This is a genomic window from Streptomyces sp. NBC_01471 (assembly GCF_041438865.1).
In the GTDB taxonomy this organism is placed as follows: Bacteria; Actinomycetota; Actinomycetes; order Streptomycetales; family Streptomycetaceae; genus Streptomyces.
Genome location: NZ_CP109450.1, coordinates 2509765 through 2528943 on the forward strand (window position 1 = coordinate 2509765; position 19179 = coordinate 2528943).

15 protein-coding genes are annotated in these 19179 nt (G+C 69.2%); 6 read left to right on the plus strand and 9 right to left on the minus strand.

All coding sequences use genetic code 11. From position 1 onward, the window contains the following. Positions 1–121: 121 nt before the first annotated feature. The 4 genes from OG285_RS10815 to OG285_RS10830 form a co-directional block, all read right to left on the minus strand. Positions 122–2131 carry a hypothetical protein gene (locus OG285_RS10815; RefSeq protein WP_371790844.1) on the minus strand — a complete coding sequence of 670 codons (2010 nt, stop codon included), beginning with the start codon at positions 2129–2131 and terminating at the stop codon, positions 122–124. 164 nt (positions 2132–2295) lie between these two features. Beyond that, entirely contained in the window at positions 2296–2703 is a 408-nt protein-coding gene (locus tag OG285_RS10820) for a DUF6113 family protein (protein WP_356827333.1), read from the minus strand. Beyond that, positions 2700–3632: an N-acetyl-1-D-myo-inositol-2-amino-2-deoxy-alpha-D-glucopyranoside deacetylase gene (gene mshB, locus OG285_RS10825; RefSeq protein WP_371793498.1), complete on the minus strand. Its 933-nt coding sequence runs from the start codon at positions 3630–3632 to the stop codon at positions 2700–2702. Before mshB ends, OG285_RS10820 begins: the two co-directional genes overlap by 4 nt. 79 nt (positions 3633–3711) lie before the next feature. After that, positions 3712–3906, minus strand: a complete 195-nt coding sequence (locus tag OG285_RS10830; RefSeq protein WP_356827334.1) for a hypothetical protein — start codon at positions 3904–3906, stop codon at positions 3712–3714. A 213-nt stretch (positions 3907–4119) separates the two neighbouring features. Between OG285_RS10830 and OG285_RS10835 the strand changes: the two genes are divergently transcribed. Together OG285_RS10835 and OG285_RS10840 are read left to right on the plus strand one after the other, a co-directional pair. Next, on the plus strand, positions 4120–6261 hold the full coding sequence (locus OG285_RS10835; RefSeq protein ID WP_371790845.1) for a prolyl oligopeptidase family serine peptidase: 2142 nt from the start codon (positions 4120–4122) through the stop codon (positions 6259–6261). Positions 6262–6657: 396 nt separating this feature from the next. Then, entirely contained in the window at positions 6658–7812 is a 1155-nt protein-coding gene (locus OG285_RS10840; RefSeq protein WP_371793499.1) for an ABC transporter ATP-binding protein, read from the plus strand. 27 nt (positions 7813–7839) lie between these two features. Here OG285_RS10840 and OG285_RS10845 read toward each other — a convergent pair whose 3' ends face one another. The 5 genes from OG285_RS10845 to OG285_RS10865 all read right to left on the minus strand — a co-directional run bounded on the left by OG285_RS10845 (position 7840) and on the right by OG285_RS10865 (position 13737). Further along, positions 7840–9156: an ABC transporter ATP-binding protein gene (locus OG285_RS10845; protein WP_371790846.1), complete on the minus strand. Its 1317-nt coding sequence runs from the start codon at positions 9154–9156 to the stop codon at positions 7840–7842. Beyond that, a complete protein-coding gene (locus OG285_RS10850; protein ID WP_356827337.1) occupies positions 9146–10123 on the minus strand; it encodes an ABC transporter ATP-binding protein in 978 nt (325 codons plus the stop codon). The genes OG285_RS10845 and OG285_RS10850 overlap by 11 nt, the downstream gene beginning before the upstream one ends. A gap of 12 nt (positions 10124–10135) precedes the next feature. Next, a complete protein-coding gene (locus tag OG285_RS10855; protein WP_371790847.1) occupies positions 10136–11110 on the minus strand; it encodes an ABC transporter permease in 975 nt (324 codons plus the stop codon). Continuing rightward, positions 11103–12026, minus strand: coding sequence for an ABC transporter permease (locus tag OG285_RS10860; protein ID WP_356827339.1), 924 nt, complete (start codon positions 12024–12026; stop codon positions 11103–11105). Before OG285_RS10860 ends, OG285_RS10855 begins: the two co-directional genes overlap by 8 nt. Before the next feature lie 79 nt (positions 12027–12105). Then, entirely contained in the window at positions 12106–13737 is a 1632-nt protein-coding gene (locus OG285_RS10865) for an ABC transporter substrate-binding protein (RefSeq protein ID WP_371790848.1), read from the minus strand. Positions 13738–14105: 368 nt separating this feature from the next. Here OG285_RS10865 and OG285_RS10870 point away from each other — a divergent pair, with 368 nt between their 5' ends. The 4 genes from OG285_RS10870 to OG285_RS10885 all read left to right on the plus strand — a co-directional run bounded on the left by OG285_RS10870 (position 14106) and on the right by OG285_RS10885 (position 19172). Further along, a complete protein-coding gene (locus OG285_RS10870; RefSeq protein ID WP_371790849.1) occupies positions 14106–15140 on the plus strand; it encodes an ABC transporter permease in 1035 nt (344 codons plus the stop codon). A gap of 79 nt (positions 15141–15219) precedes the next feature. After that, positions 15220–16986: an ABC transporter substrate-binding protein gene (locus OG285_RS10875; protein WP_356827342.1), complete on the plus strand. Its 1767-nt coding sequence runs from the start codon at positions 15220–15222 to the stop codon at positions 16984–16986. A 108-nt stretch (positions 16987–17094) separates the two neighbouring features. Beyond that, the gene (locus OG285_RS10880; RefSeq protein ID WP_356827343.1) at positions 17095–18075 is read left to right on the plus strand and encodes an ABC transporter permease; all 981 of its coding nucleotides are present in this window, start codon (positions 17095–17097) and stop codon (positions 18073–18075) included. 59 nt (positions 18076–18134) lie between these two features. Next, positions 18135–19172 (plus strand): ABC transporter ATP-binding protein, encoded by a 1038-nt coding sequence (locus OG285_RS10885; protein ID WP_356827344.1) that lies wholly within the window; start codon positions 18135–18137, stop codon positions 19170–19172. The last annotated feature ends 7 nt before the right edge of the window (positions 19173–19179 follow it).

A 19179-nucleotide genomic window follows, 5' to 3' on the forward strand; every position in this document is an offset into this window, starting at 1 on the left:
GGTGCCCGGCGGCAGAGCCGCCTGTCGTGAATCCTCGATGACAGATGTCATGGCGGATGCATGACGCGGCCCCCGCCGATGGGATCGGCGGGGGCCGGGTGCGGCGTGATTGCGGCCGCGGTCAGCTCGGGTCGAGGTTGATCGTGGCGACGCGCTCCGCCGGCGTCTTGCCGAGCAGTGCGCTCTGCATGGCCTGCGCCACGTCCGTCGCCGAGACCTGGTGCTTCTGCCCGTCGCCCTTGGTGATCATGACGCCGTCGAAGACGCCTTCCAGGAGCTGGGTGATCGCGGTCCGGTTGTAGACCTGTTCGAGGCGGCCGTTGACGGGCTTCATGGAGAGGATCTTGGGGAGCGACCTCTCCGGGCCGAACTGGATCTCCTTGTTGCCCGCCTTGATCGTGATCAGACCGGACATCGCGGGCTGCGCGAAGTCCTTCATGGCCCGGTCGATCTCGGTCTTGGTGATCGTCGGCTCCCTGGAGACGACGGGGAGCCGGACGGTGTGCGGCTGCCCGGTCTGGACCTGCGCGCGGAACGCGTCCCGGACGGCGACCATCGACTTGTTGACGTCCAGTGCCTTGCCCGCCTTGCCCGGTACGGGGACGGCCTTGCCCGGCTCGAACTTGATCGTGCCGTCGGACGCCGAGCCGGAGGTGCCCGCCAGATCGGTGAGCGCGACGCCGAGCTTCTCCTCGTCGGTCGGCAGGATCGGCTCGACCTGGCGCCGGCCGCCGAAGAGCGAACCGATCACCGATACGGGGTTGTAGTCACTGCCCGCGGCGGAGCGCACGGTGGCCTGGGTCTCCAGGGTGAGCCCGGCCGTGGCGGGCCTGAGCTCGGTCTTCCGGCCGTCGACGCTCAGCTGGATCGGGGCGTTGACCCGCTGTCCGAGCGCGCTGTCGAGCTTGTTGACGGCCTCGTCGCGGGTGCCGCCGCCGATGTCGACGCCGAGCACGGTGGTGCCCTTGGGTACGTCGGAGTGGTTCATCAGCAGTCCCGCGCCGTACGCCAGTCCGCCGAGCACGACGATGCCGACACCGATGAGTCCGAGCTTCGAGCGGCCCTTCCTGGCCGGTGCGGCCGGACGGACCGGCGCGGGCGCCGGGGCCGGGACCACGCCGGGGTGTGCGGACGGGCTGTACGGCGAGGGGCCGTCGGAGAGCCGCGGCGGGCCGCCGGGGCCGTCCGGGCCGGGACCCGTAGCGCTGCCGGAGCCGCCGCCGGGGCCCGGCGGGAACGGCGCACGGCGCTCGGACGGGGCCACCGGGACGCCACTGCTGAGCGTAGAGCCGGAGACGTTGCCGCCGGCCGGCGGACCGCCCTGGCCGCCGTTGCCGAACTCCGGCGCGGGCTGCTGCGGTGTCAGTACGGCGGTGTCGTCCGACAGCGGCGTCCCGGAGCCCCCGGGAGCGGAGGGGCCGTCGCCGAGCGGCGGCGTCAGCGGGCTGGTGCCCGTCATGGGCCCCGTGGTCGGCCCGGAGGGGCCGGCGAGCCCGCCGGCCCCGAGCGGCCCGAGCGAGCCGAGTGCCCCGGGAGGACCCGAGGGAGCGGACGTGCCGGTGGTCCGCTGCGGCGGCTCGGAGAAGTAGGGCAGGTCGGAGCGGGGGCCGCTGCCGTCCTGTGCACCGGGCCCGCGCGGGGCGGCGGGTGCGGGCGGCCCTGACGGCGTGCCGGAACGCGGCGCTCCGAGCGCACCGTTGGCCCCGGAGGGCGCTGACGGCGCGGCGGGCTTGCGCGGCGCGAACCAGTCGCTGGTGGGCCGCCCGGCCGGCGGCTCGTCGGCCTCCGGCTCCGGATCGGGCTCGGGCGGCAGCGGCATCGCCGCGGTCCGCTCCTGGTCGGTGCCACCGGCACCGCCGGCACCACCGGCACCGGCGCCGTTGATGGGTTCGCTCTCCCCCATCGGCGTCCGCATGACGACCGGTGGAATCGGCCGCGAGCCGGGGATGTTGATCCGGATACGCGTCGTCAGCGTGGTCTCGGTCCTGGGCTCGTCCGGCTGCGGCTCGGGGGCCGGCGCTGCGGCTTCCTCCGGAGACTGGCGGGTTCCGTACGGCGGCGTGCCCGAGGGGTACGCGGCCCCGCCACGCCCCTGGGGACCGGTGGACGAACTGTCAGTTTCACGACTCAAGGCAGGTTCTCCCGGTTGGCTCCGCCGCCCGTTCTTACTTGTGCGGGAGGTTCGGCGGCGCGCACCACCATACTGGCCACGGCGCGATGACACCCCACACCCAGCGGAATGCGATGTTCCGACAGCCCGGCGGCGGCGTCCGGTTCACCGGGCGAAGCGGCACATCACTTGCCAGGTCGGGCGGAATCCGGCCCCGGCTGCGGCACTTTGCGCACGGTGGCACAGATCACAGCGGCCACCATCCCGCCCAGCAGGAAGACGTACGACCCCGTTCCCGCGCCGAAGACGAAGTCACCCTCCGGGCGGGTGGAGGTCAGCAGCATGACGGCGACCAGCCAGCCGACGGCGGGGGCGCCGACCCCGACCGCCGTACCGGTCGCCACCCGGCCGCCGTAGAAGACGGCCGCGGTGCCCAGCAGCGCGAGCACCAGGCCGCCGGGGAACCAGCCCGCCTGTACGAGCGCGCCCGCGAGGCCGGTCAGCGCGCCGAGGACGAGGAGTCCGAAGTAGGCAGCGATACGGCGGGGGTTCAGCGGCGCCGCGATGCCCGGATGACCCTGGTTCATACTCATTCGGTCACTCCCGTACTGCCCGTTGTGCCGCTCGCCGTGCTGCCGGCTTCGATGCCCGCGAAGAGGTCCGTCTCGCGCTCGCCGTCCGGTGCCCCCGATGCGCCGCGCACCAGTTCGTAGTACTCGCGCGTGAGGAGCGGCTGCCCCAGGTCGTTGGAGAGCGCGAAGAAGGGCCCGTCCACCGCGATCTGGGTGGCGTGCGCGCGCATCGCGGCCGACTTGGCGGCCGCGTACGCCGTGCCGTCGATCTCCGCGGTGACGACGGCGTCGTCCACGACCCCCGGCACATCGCCGACGTCCGCGACCCCCGGGAAAGCGGCACCGGCGGCCCGCAGCCCGGCGAAGCCCTCCTCGGCCACCGACCGCGGCACCCGGTTCCAGTAGATCTTCGCGATCGTGTGCGCCTCGCCGAGCTCCGGCCGGAAGGCGGGCTCGGCCGCGAGTGCGGCTGCGCGCATCGCGACACGGTGCGCCTGGATGTGGTCGGGGTGGCCGTAGCCGCCGTTGGTGTCGTACGTCACCAGGACCTGCGGCCGCACGGAGCGGACCACCTCGACCAGGTACGCCGCCGCGGTGTCGACCGCCGTGTTCCAGAAGGCCCCCTCGCGGTGGTTCTGCGCGACGCCCATCATCCCGGAGTCCCGGAAACGCCCGGGGCCGCCGAGGAAGCGGTGGTCCGTGACGCCCAGTTCCCGCATCGCGGCGGCCAGTTCACCGATGCGATGGGCACCCAGACCGTCCTCGCGGTCGGCCGCGAGATGAGCGAGGCCGGGCGGAATGATCTCGCCCTCCTCGCCGAGCGTGCAGGTCACCAGGGTGACGTGAGCACCCTCGGCGGCGTATGCGGCCATGGTGGCGCCGTTGTTGATCGACTCGTCGTCGGGGTGCGCGTGCACCAGGAGAAGGCGCCGGTCGGGGAGGCCCGTCAGCCGGTCGGGGAGGTCCGTCATGGGAACAGCCTACGAGTCGCCCCCGCTTCCAGGGGCGCCCGTCCGTACGTACGTCGTCTCAGAACTTGATACCGCCGATCATCCCGGCCACGTTGGTCGTGAGCGAGTGAATGGTGGGCGCAACGGACGAGCTGGCCAGGTAGAAGCCCAGAAGCGCGCAGACCAGCGCGTGCCCCGCTTTGAGCCCCGACTTCCTGACCATGAGCACGACGATGATCGTCAGCAGCACCACCGCCGAGATCGAGAGCGCCATGACGGTTCACCTCCATTTGCGTACGGTCCAGGGGCATGCCACAACTGCCGGTAGCGTCATACCCACCTAGCGCTACGGATCATAACTATCCGGCGGCGTGCATGATCGATGCACGGCAGCACGAGGGGCGCATGGACGTACGCCCCCGGCAGAACCGGTCGGCACATGCCCGCTGTCGAGGGCGGTCCGCGGCACTCCTCTAGGTTCAGTCGCATGACATCGAACGAACACTCCTTTCCGCGCCGGTTCGCCAGAACCCAGCGCTTCACGCTCGGTGCCCCGCGCGCCTTCACGGTGTCGCCCGACGGCAGCAGGGTCAGCTACCTGCGCTCCCCCACCGGAACGGACCGCGCGAACCGGCTCTGGGTGCTCGACCTCGCACAGGGCGCACAGGAGCGCGTCGCCGCCGATCCGGACGAGCTGCTCGGCGGTGCGGCCGAACAGCTCTCGGCCGGGGAGCGGGCACGCCGCGAACGGAGCAGGGAGGGCTCGGCCGGCATCGTCGGTTACGCGGTGGACGGCGCGGCCGAACTGGCCGCGTTCGCCCTCTCCGGAAGGCTGTTCACGGCCGGGCTGCGGGCCGGGGGCACCCATGAGATCCGGGTGCCGGGGCCGGTCATCGACCCCAGGCCGTCCCCGGACGGCAGCCGTATCGCCTATGTGACCGGCGGCGCGCTGCGCGTCGTGGGGGCGGACGGGGAGGGTGACGGGGCGCTCGCCGAGCCGGAGGACGCGCACATCACGTACGGGCTGGCCGAGTTCGTCGCGGCCGAGGAGATGCAGCGCTCGCGCGGCTACTGGTGGGCGCCGGACTCGCGGAGCCTGCTCGTGGCGCGGGCCGACGACAGCGCCGTACAGCGCTGGTGGATCGCCGATCCGGCGCACCCCGAGCGGGAGCCCGCGCAGGTCGGATATCCGGCGGCCGGCACCCCCAACGCCGAGGTGCGGCTCTTCCTGTACGCCCTGGACGGCACCCGCACCGAGGTGGTGTGGGACCGCGCCCGCCACCCGTATCTGGCCTCCGTGCACTGGTCGCCCGACGGCGCCCCGCTGCTGCTCGTCCAGGCGCGTGACCAGCGCAGCCAGCGCTATCTGGGGGTCGACACGGAGTCCGGCACCACCCGGACCGTCCATGTCGACGAGGATCCGGTGTGGCTCGACCTCTTCCCCGGGGTGCCCGCCTGGGCACCTGCCGGCGGGCTGGTCCGGATCGCGGACGAGGGCGGCGCCCGGGTGCTCGCGGTCGGCGACCGGCTGCTCACCGGACCGGAGTTGCACGTACGGGCGGTGCTGGACATCTCTGTTGACGACGTACTGGTCTCCGCGTCGGCGGGCGAGACGGCCGCCGACCCCGAGACCGGCGAGATCCACGTCTACCGGGTCAACGAGCTGGGGGTCGAGCGCGTCTCGGAGGGGCCCGGCGTCCACTCGGCGGTGCGCTCCGGCGGTGTCACGGTCCTCCTCTCGGCCCGTCCGGACCGGCCGGGCACGGATGTCCGGGTGCTGCGGGGCGGCAGGGAGGTGGCCGCTGTCGCCTCCTACGCGGAGACGCCGGGCCTCACCCCCCGCGTGAAGTTCACCGAGGGGGGCGCACGAAAAATTCCGTGCGCCGTCCTGCTCCCCAGCGGCCACCGGGAATCCGACGGCGCGCTCCCGGTGCTCCTCGACCCGTACGGCGGCCCGCACGGACAGCGGGTGGTCGCCGCGCACAACGCGCACCTCACGTCCCAGTGGTTCGCGGACCAGGGCTTCGCGGTGGTCGTCGCGGACGGCCGGGGAACCCCGGGCCGCTCCCCCGCGTGGGAGAAGGCCGTCAAGGACGACTTCACGCTCACGCTCGACGACCAGATCGACGCCCTGCACGGTCTGGCCGCCCAGGGCTTCCCGCTGGACCTGGAGCGGGTCGCCATCCGGGGCTGGTCGTACGGCGGTTACCTCGCCGCGCTCGCGGTGCTGCGCCGCCCGGACGTGTTCCACGCGGGTGTCGCGGGCGCCCCGGTCACCGACTGGCGGCTGTACGACACGCACTACACGGAGCGTTATCTCGGCGATCCGGGAGAGCGGCCCGAGGTGTACGCGGCGAGCGCGCTCGTCACCGACGACGGGCTCTCGGCGCCCGAGAATCCGGCCAGGCCGCTGATGGTCATCCACGGCCTGGCGGACGACAACGTGGTCGCGGCCCACACCCTGCGGCTGTCGTCGGCGCTGCTCGCGGCGGGGCGCCCGCACGAGGTGCTGCCGCTCTCCGGTGTCACCCATATGACGCCGCAGGAACAGGTCGCGGAGAATCTGCTGCTGCTCCAGGTGGACTTCATCAGGCGGTCGCTGGACCCGGCGGCGCGCGGGGCGCGCTGAGGGGCCACGACCGCCCGGCCGGTACAGGACGGCCGGGACAACAAAGCCGGTACGGGACGGCCGGTACGGCACAGCCGGGATGCGACCGGCCGGGGTGACACGTCACCCCGGCCGGTCCACGGCACCCGCACGGCCCCGTAGGTCCCAAGTCTGACGGCCCCGCATATCCGCACCACGACAGCCGAGTTGCCGCTTTGTTAAAGAATTCCGACTGCTCAGGCCCTTGACTCACGTCGTCGCACCGGGCCACAGTCCGCTCAGCCGCGCTGATTCCACTCAGCGGGGAAAACGCGGCGGCGAGCCCATCTCACACCGCTGACAAGGGAGTTGATGGATCACGTCACGGCCGGGCCCACCGGCCGGGGCCAGGGCACCACACCTAGGAAGCGATACGACATGGCGCACGAGGCCACCATTCCCGCTCCCCGCGACAAAGCGCCCCGTCAGGGTGAGGTGCTGCTCTCCGCCGAGGGGCTGACCAAGCACTTCCCCATCATGGGCGGCTTTCCGTTCAAGCGCAGGATCGGCGCCGTCCAGGCCGTCGACGGCATCGACCTCTCGCTGCACGTCGGCGAGAGCTTCGGTCTGGTGGGCGAGTCGGGGTGCGGCAAGTCCACCACCGGACGGGTGCTGACGCGGCTGCTGGAGCCGACGTCGGGCCGGCTGACCTACCGGGGCCAGGACATCACCCGTGCGGGACGGCGCCAACTCGCGCCGGTCCGCCCCGAGATCCAGATGATCTTCCAGGACCCGTACTCGTCGCTCAACCCCCGTCAGACCGTCGGCAAGATCGTCGGCGGCCCGATGGAGATCAACGGGATCCGCCCCAAGGGCGGCCGGGAGCACCGGATCCGTGAGCTCCTGGAGATCGTCGGGCTGAACCCGGAGCACTACAACCGCTTCCCGCACGAGTTCTCCGGCGGCCAGCGCCAGCGCATCGGCGTCGCCCGCGCCCTCGCCCTCGAACCCAAGCTCATCGTCGCCGACGAGCCGGTCTCCGCACTCGACGTCTCCATCCAGGCCCAGGTCGTCAACCTCCTCCAGGAACTCCAGCGCGAGCTGGACATCGCGTTCCTGTTCATCGCCCACGACCTGGCGATCGTCCGGCACTTCTCGCACCGCGTCGCCGTCATGTACCTCGGCAAGATCGTCGAGACCGGCGACCGGGACTCCATCTACCAGCAGCCGCGCCACCCGTACACACACGCCCTGCTCTCGGCGGTCCCGGAGGCCGCGCTCGTCAGCGACGAGGAGCGCGCGGCCCATCAGCGCATCCGGCTCGCGGGCGACGTGCCGTCCCCGGTCTCACCGCCGTCGGGCTGCCGCTTCCGTACCCGCTGCTGGAAGGCGCAGGACAAGTGCGCGGCCGAGGAGCCCCCGCTGCAACGGGCCGGCGGCAGCCGGGAGGGGCACCTGACGGCCTGCCACTTCCCCGAGGACCCGACGACGGAACGCGAGGAGGAGATCATCCTCGACCCGGCGCTGCGGGAACTGGAGGCGGACCAGGGCGGCCCCGGCGCGCCCGGGGTGGAGGCCCGGGGCCCCGCGTAGGGACGCCAGGCCCTGTCCGGACAGGATCTAGGCGGGCGTCGCTCCGGTCGAGGGCCCGGGCGGCCCCGCCCTGTCCACCGGGCCTGCGGGCGTCGCGCCGGTGGACGGCCCCGCGGGCGTCGCGCCGGAGGGCCCCGGCGTACCACCGGACGGGCCCGGCGTACCGGAGGGCCCCGCGGGGCCGCCCGGGCCCTCGTCCGGCCCGCCCGCGCTGTCCGGCACGACCTGCTTCTCCTCCGCGAAGTGACAGGCCGAGTCGTGGTGCACCGGGCCCTCCACGGTCCGGAACATCGCGGGCACCGCCAGTGCCGGCACTTCCTGCGCGCACCGCTCCTGAGCCTTCCAGCAGCGGGTACGGAAGCGGCAGCCGGACGGCGGGTCGGCGGGCGACGGCACATCGCCGACCAGGATGATCCGCTCGCGCCGCTCCCGCGCCTCCGGGTCCGGCACCGGGACCGCCGAGAGCAGCGCCTGCGTGTACGGGTGGGTGGGGTGCTCGTAGATCTCGGCGTCCGAGCCGACCTCGACGATCCGCCCCAGGTACATCACACCGACCCGGTTGGAGATGTGCCGGACGATCGACAGGTCGTGCGCGATGAACACGTACGCCAGGTCGAACTCCTTCTGGAGCCGCCCCAGCAGGTTGATGACCTGCGCCTGCACGGACACGTCGAGCGCGGAGACCGGCTCGTCCGCCACGATGATCTCGGGGTTGAGGGCGAGGCCGCGCGCGATGCCGATGCGCTGGCGCTGGCCGCCGGAGAACTGGTGCGGATAGCGGTTGATGTACTCCGGGTTGAGCCCGACGACGTCCAGCAGGTCCTGGACCTTCCGGCGCCGGTCGCCCTTGGGCGCCACCTCGGGGTGGATCTCGTACGGCTCCCCGATGATGTCGCCGACCGTCATCCGGGGGTTGAGCGAGGTGTACGGGTCCTGGAAGACCATCTGGATGTTCCGGCGCACGGCCTTGAGCGCGCGCCCGGACATCTTGGTGATGTCCTCCCCCTTGTACCGGATCGAACCGGCCGTCGGAGCCTCCAGGTTGACCAGCATCCTGGCCACGGTCGACTTGCCGCAGCCGGACTCGCCCACGATGCCGAGCGTCTCGCCCTGGCTGAGCGCGAACGACACCCCGTCGACGGCCTTGACCGCGCCGACCTGCTTCCTGAACAGGATTCCCTGCGTGAGCGGGTAGTGCTTGACCAGGTCGCGGACTTCGAGGATGGGCTCCTTCTCGTGGAAGGCCATCTCCGCGTGCGACTTCTCCATCAGGTCGCGGTCGGCCTCGGCCTCCTCACGTGCTGTGTCACGTGCCGCGTCGCGCCGCGAGTGGTCAGCGTGCATTGAGCGTCTCCTTCCAGAAGTGGCAGGCGCTCCGGCGTTCCGGGGACACTTCGTACAGGGGCGGTACGTCGGTGCGGCACACCTCCTGGGCCAGCGGGCAGCGGGGGTTGAAGGCGCAGCCGGGCGGGATGTGCAGCAGGTTCGGGGGCAGGCCCTTGATCGCGAAGAGCTCCTGGCCCTTCTGGTCGAGGCGCGGGATCGATTCGAGGAGGCCCTTGGTGTACGGGTGGGCCGGGGCCTTGTAGATCGGGTGGACCGGCGACGTCTCGACGATGCGGCCCGCGTACATCACCGCGATCTTGTCCGCGACGTCCGCCACCACGCCCAGGTCGTGGGTGATCAGGATCAGCCCCATGTTGAACTCCCGCTGGAGTTCGGCGAGCAGGTCCATCACCTGGGCCTGCACGGTCACGTCGAGGGCGGTGGTCGGCTCGTCGGCGATGATCAGGTCCGGCTCCAGGGCCAGTGCCATGGCGATCATGATGCGCTGGCGCATCCCGCCGGAGAACTGGTGGGGGTACTGGCCGACCCGCTCCTTGGCAGCCGGGATCCGCACCGTGTCCATCAGCTCGACGGCCCTGGCCTTGGCGTCCTTGCGGGACATGCCCTTGTGGACGGTGAACATCTCGCCGAGCTGCTCCCCCACGCTGAGCACCGGGTTGAGCGAGGAGAGGGCGTCCTGGAAGATCATCGCCATCTTGGCGCCGCGGACCTTCCGCCGTTCCTCCTCCTTGAGCTTCAGCAGGTCCTGCCCCTGGAAGAGGATCTCGCCGCCCGCGATCCGGCCCGGCGGCACGTCGAGGATGCCCATGATGGCCTGGGCGGTCACCGACTTGCCGGAGCCCGATTCACCGAGGACGGCGAGCGTCTCACCGGAGTCCACGGTGTAGTCGACGCCGTTCACCGCCTTCGCGACCCCGTCGCGGGTGTGGAACTCCACGTGCAGATCGCGTACTTCGAGCAGCATGGTCCGGACTCCTCAGCGCAGCTTGGGGTCGAGGGCGTCGCGCACCGCGTCGCCGAGCATGATGAAGGCGAGCACTGTGACCGCCAGCGCGGCGGCGGGCCAGAGCAGCATGTGCGGGGCGTTGCGGATGTACGGGGAGGCGGCGGAGATGTCGATGCCCCAGGAGACGGTGGGCGGTTTCAGGCCGACGCCGAGGAACGAGAGTGTCGCCTCCAGCGAGATGTACGTACCGAGGGCGATGGTCGCCACGACGATCACCGGGGCGACCGCGTTCGGCGCGATGTGGCGCAGCAGCATCCGGGAGTTGGATGCCCCGAGCGCCCGCGCCGCCTGGACGTAGTCGTTCTGCTTGGCGGTGATGACGGAGCCGCGGGCGATGCGCGCGATCTGCGGCCAGCCGAGGAGCACCATGAAGCCGATCACCGGCCAGATGGTGGCGCTGGTGACCACGGACAGCAGCACCAGACCGCCGAGCACCACCGGGATGCCGAAGAAGATGTCGGTGATCCGGGAGAGGATCGCGTCGCCCGCGCCGCCGAAGAAGCCGGCGAGCCCGCCCAGGATGCTGCCGATGAGGGCCACTCCGACCGTCGCGCAGACGCCGACCGTGACGGACTGCCGGGCGCCGTAGACCGTACGGGTGTAGACGTCGCAGCCCTGTCCGGTGAAGCCGAAGGGGTGTCCGGGCTGGGAGCCCTCCTGGGCCTTGTCCAGGTTGCAGGCCAGCGGGTTCTGGTCGGCGATGAGCTGCGGCCAGATCGAGATGACCACGAGGAACAGGATGATCAGCCCCGAGATGATGAAGACCGGGTTGCGGCGCAGGTCGCGCCAGGCGTCGGACCAGAGGCTGCGGGCCTGCTCCTCGGGGCCCGGCCCGCCGGAGTCCGGCTGGTTCTCCAGCGTCACGCCCTCGCCCATGGCGAGGTCGGTGGCCCCGCCGGCGCCGGCGGCGGAGATGGCTTCGTCGGAATTCTGCGGCTCAGGCATACCGGATCCTCGGGTCGAGAACGGCGTAGAGGAGGTCGACGATGAGGTTCGCCACCAGGAAGACGATGACGAGGACGGTGACGAAGCCGACGACGGTCTGGCTGTTCTGGCGGACGATGCCCTGGTAGAGCTGGTAGCCGACGCCGTGGATGTTGAAGATGCGCTCGGTGACGATGGCACCGCCCATCAGGGCCCCGATGTCGGTCCCGATGAAGGTCACGACGGGGATCAGTGAGTTGCGCAGCAGGTGCCGGACGATGATGCGGCGCCGCGGGAGCCCTTTGGCGGTGGCCGTTCTGACGTAGTCGGCGCGCCGGTTCTCCGCGATCGAGGTCCGGGTCAGCCGGGTGACGTACGCGAGTGACACGGACGCGAGCACCAGACCGGGAATGATCAGCTCGTTGAACGGGGCCTCCGGGGAGACGGCGGGCTTGATGAGCCCCCACTTCACACCGAGCAGCAGCTGGGCCAGCAGGCCGGTGACGAAGGTCGGCACGGAGATGACGATCAGGGTGAGCAGCAGGACGGTGGAGTCGACCGGACGGCCGCGCCGCAGCCCCGTGATCACGCCGAAGGCGATACCGATGATCACTTCGAAGATGATGGCGACGATGGTGAGCCGGATGGTGACGGGGAAGGCGCTGCCCATCAGGTCGGTGACCTTCTGCCCGTTGAACGCGGTGCCGAAGTCGCCGGTGAAGAGGTTGCCCATGTAGGTCAGGTACTGCTGCCACACGGGCTTGTCGAGGCCGAACTCGCTGCGCAGCTGGGCGGCGGTCGCCGGGTCGCAGGCACGGTCGCCGCAGAGTCCGGCGACGGGGTCGCCCATCACGTTCACCATCAGGAAGATCAGCAGTGTCGCGCCGATGAAGACCGGGATCATCTGCAGCAGACGCCTGATCACATAACGTCCCATGAGGGGCTCCGGGGGTCGTCGTTCCGGGAAGGTCTGCGGCCCGGCGCGCTCGGCGCGCCGGGCCGTGCTTCCTCAGGCGTCAGTGGACCTTGATCTCGTTGTAGACGGGCACGCTGAACGGGTTCAGTGCGACGTTCGAGACGCGGTCCGAGTAGCCGGCGCTGCCGTTCTGGTACCAGAGCGGGATGGCGCCCATGTTGTCCCTGAGCACACCCTCGGCGTCCTGGAACTTCTTGACGGCGGCGGCCTTGTCGGTGTCCGCGTTGGCCTGGTTGACGAGCTTGTCGAACTGCTTGTTGGTCCAGTGGCCGTCGTTGGACGAGGCGTTGGTGTAGTACAGCGGCTGCAGGAAGTTCTGGATCAGCGGGTAGTCCATCTGCCAGCCGGCCCGGAACGGGCCCGTCATCTTCTTCGCGGTGATCTGGTTGCGGAAGTCGGCGAACGTACCGATCGGGTTGCCGACACACGCCTTGTCGTTGCCGAGGGTGTTGTTGATGTTGTTGCAGATGGCGTCGACCCACTCCTTGTGCGAGCCGGTGTCCGCGTTGTACGAGATCTTCAGCTGGCCGCCGGGGATCCCGCCGCCCTCCTTGATCAGCTTCTTCGCCTCGGTGGGGTTGTACGTGCAGGAGGCTCCGCACAGTCCGGCCTTGTATCCGCCGGCGGCGCCGAGGACCGGGGACGTCCAGTCGGTGGCCGGGGTCCTGGTGTTCTGGAAGATCGTCTTGGTGATCTGCGGGCGGTTGATCGCCATCGACAGACCGATCCGCACCTTCTTGGCGCCCGCGGTGTTCCACCCGGGGCGGTAGAAGGGGAACGCGAGCGTCTGGATGATGCCCGCGGGGGTGTTGATGTAGCGCCCGCTCAGGTCGGCCTTGACGTTCTTGAGCTGCGCGGCGGGCACGTCGTCGACCAGGTCGAGGTTGCCCGCGGTCAGGTCGGTGTAGGCGGTGTTGTTGTCCGTGTAGACCTTGAGGTCGACGCCGCCGTTCTGTGCCTTGTCGGGGCCGGGGTACTTCGCCCACTTGCGCAGGCTCATCTTCGAGCCCTTGGTGTACGACTGCACGGTGTACGGGCCGTTTCCGACCGGCTTGGACAGCCAGGCGGAGTGGTTCTTGTAGAACGCCGTGGGCAGCGGGGCGAAGGCCGGGTACCCCAGGGTGTCCGGGAACGTGGAGAACTTCTGGTTCAGCTTCACCGTGAAGGTGGTGTCGTTGACCACCTTCAGCCCGGAGAGCGTGGAGGCCTTGGCGCTGCCGGAGTCCGGGTGGACCTTGTCGTAGCCGTCGATGTAGCCGAAGAAGTAGGCGTCCTTCTGGTTGTGCTTCAGGTCCGCGCCGTAGTTCCAGGCGTCGACGTACGACTTGGCGGTGACCTTCTCGCCGTTGTTGAACGTCCAGCCCTTCTTGATCGTGATCTTGAAGTTGACCGAGTCGGTGGTCTCGATCTTGGTCGCCATCATGTTCTTGGCCTTGCCGGTCTTCGGGTCGTACTTCTTGAGGCCCCGGAAGATCATGTCGAGGACCTTGCCGCCCTGGACCTCATTGGTGTTCGCCGGCTCCAGGGGGTTCTGCGGATCACCCCAGGACGAGCTGAGGACTCCGTTCGCTCCACCACTTCCGCCGCTGCTTCCGCCGCCGCCGCAGGCCGTCGCCGCGAGGGCGACGGCGACCGCGCATGCGGCCCACTTGGCGTGTGTGGCTCCGCGCATGGAGTGCCTCCTCTAGGTCCTAAATCCCACTTAGAGCCCAATATCAACGGATAGCAGCACCAATGCACCTTCTCTGCGGCCGTCTGTGTCCATCCGTCACCAGAAACGCCCGGATGCCCCGCATAACGAAATGGACACACCTTTGACCGGACGCGAGAGTCCGTGATCATGCGATTTGCGGTTTTCGTAAATCAGCCGTCCACCTTGAGGACATCTTTTCTTCGTAAAGACATGGTCAAAAACCTAAAGAACAGGTGTGGAGTTGCTACGCGCATTGACCGTTGTCAACTCGATTGATTGGGTCCGTTCCAACCCCTTAGCTCCTCCTGCCCGGAGGATGCCGCTTTCCGTACGGGGACAGGAGTTCGATGACCACGCCATCCCCGGCCCCCCTCGTTCCGGTGGACACCACATCCATCGGCATCGTTGAGGAGTCCCGGCAGCCCGACAGCCCGAACAAGGGCGCCGACGCCCGGAGCCCGAGCCAACTGGCTTGGCGGCGATTCAAGCGCGACAAGACAGGCATGGTGTCCGCCTGCATCGTCGTGTTCTTCTTCGTGATCGCCCTTGCTGCACCGCTGATCGCGAAGCTGTACGGGAAGAACCCGTACGACACGTACGGCCAGGACATCCCCGGGCTGCTCAACGGCTATGCCTATCCGATCAAGCCCAACGGCGGCATCAGCAGTGACTACTGGTTCGGCCTGGAGCCGTCGCTCGGGCGGGACGTCTTCACGTTCCTGCTCTACGGCATCCGTACCTCGCTGATGATCGCCACGGCGATCACGATCCTCCTCACCGTCGTCGGTGTGGTCGTCGGCGTCACGGCTGGCTATCTGGGCGGCAAGACGGACTACCTCATCGGCCGGCTCATCGACATCCTCCTGTCGTTCCCGTCGACCCTGTTCTTCATCGCCTTCATGCCGGTGATGTACGGGCTCTTCGTGGGCCCTGACGACGACATTCCGACCTCGCTGCGGGCCATCTCGCTGATCATCGTCCTCGCGGGCTTCGGCTGGGCATCGATGGCACGTCTGCTGCGCGGGCAGGTACTGGCCCTGCGTGAACGGGAGTTCGTCGAGGCAGCCAAGGTGACCGGCGCTTCGCCTGTCCGGATCATCTTCAAAGAGCTGCTTCCGAACCTCTGGACGCCGATCCTGATCCAGTCCACCCTTGCGCTGCCCGCCATGGTGACCGCGGAGGCGGGTCTCGCCTTCCTCGGCGTCGGCATGATCGACCCGACCCCGGACTGGGGCGTCATGATCGCGCGTGGTTCGTCCTACTACACGAACGACATCACCTTCATGCTCTTCCCGGGCATCTCCATGGTCATCTTCGTGCTCGCCTTCAATCTGCTCGGCGACTCGGTACGCGACGCGCTCGACCCCAAGTCGAGGCGCTGACCTCCGCTCCAACAGCCCGGCCGCTGTGGTCCGGCCTGTCGCACCTGCCTCGTTCACCGAACCCAAGGACCGATACGCCATGTCTTTCTCCCGTAGAAACTTCCTCATCGCCACCGGAGTGGCAGCCGCCAGCTCCACTGTCCTCAGCGCCTGCAGCAGCGGCGGCGGTGGCGGCGACGGCAGTGGCGGCAAGGACGCCCCGAACGTCAGCAAGGGCAAGGCCGACAAGATCGTCATAGGTACCAAGGCGGACTCCGTCGGTCCCGCCCCCGAGGTTCCGGGCGCGGTCAAGGGCGGCACGATCTGGACGATGGACCAGCTCGACTGCGACCACCTGGACCCGGCGCAGATCTGGTCCAGCTACGAGGGCTGGATCACCCCGCTCTTCATGCGCGGCCTGGTCGGCTACAAGATCGCCAACAACGGCACCGCCACTCTCGTGGGCGACCTCGCCACCGACGCCGGCACGATGAAGGACGGCGGCAAGACCTGGTCCTTCACGCTGAAGGACGGCGCCAAGTGGGAGGACGGCTCCGACGTCACGATCGAGGACGTTCGCCACACCTTCGAGCGGCTCTTCGCCACCTTCATCACGTACGGCCCGCGCTACCCGCAGCAGTGGCTGGTCGGCGGCAAGGGCTACAAGGGCCCCTACGAGGGCAAGCACCTCGACTCCATCGAGATCAGCGGCAAGACCGTCACGTTCCACCTGAACACCGCCCGTACCGACTTCAACCTGACGCTCGGTATGCGCGCCTTCTCCCTGGTGCCGAAGAAGCACGACACCAAGGCGGACTACGACAAGAAGCCGTTCTCCTGCGGTCCGTACAAGATCGACAGCCGTCAGCCCGGCAAGTCGATGTCGATCTCGCGCAACGCGCACTGGGACCCGAAGACGGACCCGATCCGCAACGCGTACCCGGACAAGTGGCAGCTCCAGTTCGGCTTCCAGCTGCTCGCGTCCACGGACCGCTACATCGCTGACCAGGGCAACGACCAGCACACCGTGTCGATGTTCAACGAGGTCGCCCCCGAGCGCATGCAGAAGGTGCTCGGCGACCCGGCGATGAAGAAGCGCGTCCTGACGCACCTCGACACCGCGACGTACTACTACGCCATCAACACGACGCGGATCAAGGACGTCAAGGTCCGCCAGGCGCTCAACTACGCGTGGCCGTCGCAGCAGTGCCAGCTGATCCGCGGTGGCACCGCGTCCTCCGAGATCGCCACCACGATCATCAGCCCGCTGACCCCGGGCCACACCGAGTTCGACCTCTACGGCAAGCGCAAGAAGCCGACCGGTGACCCGGAGAAGGCCAAGGCCATCCTCAAGGAGGCCGGCAAGCTCGGCCAGAAGGTCGTCATCGCCTTCCAGGCGTCCGACTACGCCGTCAAGACGGCCGTGGCCATCAAGAACGCCCTCACCAAGGCGGGCTTCACCCCGGTCACCAAGCAGGTCGACAAGACGACCTTCTACACACAGATCGCCCAGATCGACAACAGCTACGACATGTTCGCGGCCGGCTGGTCCGCCGACTGGCCGGGCGGCTACACCGCGCTCCAGCCCACCTTCGACGGCCGCGTGATCGCCAACGGCGCGTCGAACTGGCCGCAGCTGAACAACGCGAGCGTCAACAAGGCCATCGACGCGGCGGCGCTGATCACGGACCAGAAGAAGGCCGACGAGGCCTGGGGCGCCATCGACCGCCAGATCATGGAACTCGCCGCGGTCGTCCCGGACTACTGGCCGATCCGCAACTGGTTCCACGGCTCCAAGGTCGGCGGCCTGATCTACGACGCCGGCGCGACGGGTATCGCGATCACCAAGCTCTACACCACGGCGTAGCTCGTCATCCGGGGGTGGGCGGCCCGATCGGCCGCCCACCCCCGGCCCCGGCCCTCCCCCGCTCCCTACACCTCGGCGACGGCGCCCCACCCGGAAAGTCACGACCCCATGCTTCGATTTCTTCTCCGCCGCGTGACCGGCGCTATCGTCATCCTGCTGGTCATCAGCGCCATCGTCTTCTACCTCTTCTACGCGATCCCCCGTGACCCGGCGCGCCTGGCCTGCGGCAAGACCTGCACGCCCGAGCTGCTCAAGCAGATCCGGCTGAACCTGGGGATAGCCGACCCGATGCCCGTCCAGTACTGGCACTGGCTGGTCGGCATCTTCGCGGGCCGTGACTACGGCAACTACGGCCACTGCCCGGCCCCCTGCCTCGGTTACTCCTTCACCAACCGCCAGCCCGTCCTCGGCACGATCCTGGACCGCCTGCCGCTGACGATCTCGCTCGCGCTGGGCTCCGCCTTCTTCTTCCTGATCATCGGTGTCGGCGCCGGCATGCTCGCCGCCGTCAAGCAGGGCAAGGCACTCGACAAGATCGCCAGCTCGGTCTCGCTGCTCGGCTCCTCGCTGCAGATCTACTTCGTCGGCTACATCGCGATGTTCATCCTGGTCCAGCAGATGGGGCTGCTCGACCAGCCCTCGTACACGCCGCTGACGGAGAACCCGATCAAGTGGGCGTCCGGGCTGCTGCTGCCGTGGCTGGTGCTCTCCATCATCTTCACGGCGAACTACACCCGTATGACCCGCTCGCAGCTGGTCGAACAGCTCACCGAGGACTACGTCCGCACGGCGCGCGCCAAGGGCCTCTCCCGGAGTTCGGTCTTCTTCCGCTTCGCCTGGCGCGGAGCCATGGGACCCATCGTCACCATCTTCGGCATCGACCTGGGCACGCTGATCGGCGGCGCGATCATCACCGAACAGGTCTTCAGCATCCAGGGGATCGGCCGGCTCGCGGTCCAGTCCGTCGACACGAGCGATCTGCCCATGCTCCTGGGAGTCACCCTCGTGGCGGCCGCGGCGATCGTCTTCTTCAACATCTTCGTGGACGCCATCTACGGCCTCATCGACCCGCGGATCCGACTCGCCTGACCCGCTCCCGCCGTCTCCGCCCCACCCCCGATCCCCGCAACACTTCCTGGAGCGTCCTCGTGACGAGCACCGATCAGCAGCCCTTCCTCTCTGTCAGGGACCTACAGGTCCACTTCTCGACCGAGGACGGCACAGTCAAGGCCGTCGACGGCCTCTCCTTCGACGTGGAGAAGGGCAAGACGCTCGGCATCGTCGGCGAGTCCGGCTCGGGCAAGTCCGTCACCAACCTGACGATCCTGGGCCTGCACGACCGGGAACGCACCGAGATCCACGGCGAGATCACGCTCGACGGCAAGGAGCTGCTCGGCGCGAGTGAGCGGGAGCTGGAGCGGCTGCGCGGCAACAAGATGGCGATGATCTTCCAGGACGCCCTGGCCTCGCTGTCGCCGTTCCACACCGTCGGCCGGCAGATCAGCGAGACGTACCGGAAGCACACCGGTGCCTCCAAGCAGGAGGCCCGGAAGCGGGCGATCGAGATGCTCACCCGGGTCGGCATTCCCCAGCCGGACCTGCGGGTCGACGACTACCCGCACCAGTTCTCCGGAGGTATGCGGCAGCGCGCGATGATCGCGATGGCGCTGGTCTGCGACCCCGAGCTGCTGATCGCCGACGAGCCCACGACCGCGCTGGACGTCACCGTCCAGGCGCAGATCATGGACCTCCTCAAGGACCTCCAGCAGGAGTTCGGCACCGCCATCGTCTTCATCACCCACGACCTCGGTGTGATCGCCGACATCGCCGACGACGTGCTGGTGATGTACGGCGGCCGCTGCGTGGAGCGGGGCACCAAGCGTCAGGTGCTCCGGGCGCCCCAGCACCCGTACACCTGGGGGCTGCTCGGCTCGATGCCGAGCCTGAAGGGTCCGGTCGACATCCCGCTGATGCCGATCCCGGGCTCGCCGCCCAGCCTGCTGAACCCGCCGACGGGCTGCCGCTTCCACCCCCGGTGCACCTTCAAGGACCAGGTCGAGGGCGACAGCTGCTCCACTCAGCGGCCGCCTCTCGAACTCGCCGCCGGGCGCGGTTCCGCCTGCCACCTCACCCCAGTCCAGAAGAAGGACATCTTCGCCGACCAGATCCAGCCCCGGCTGAGCTGACCCAGAG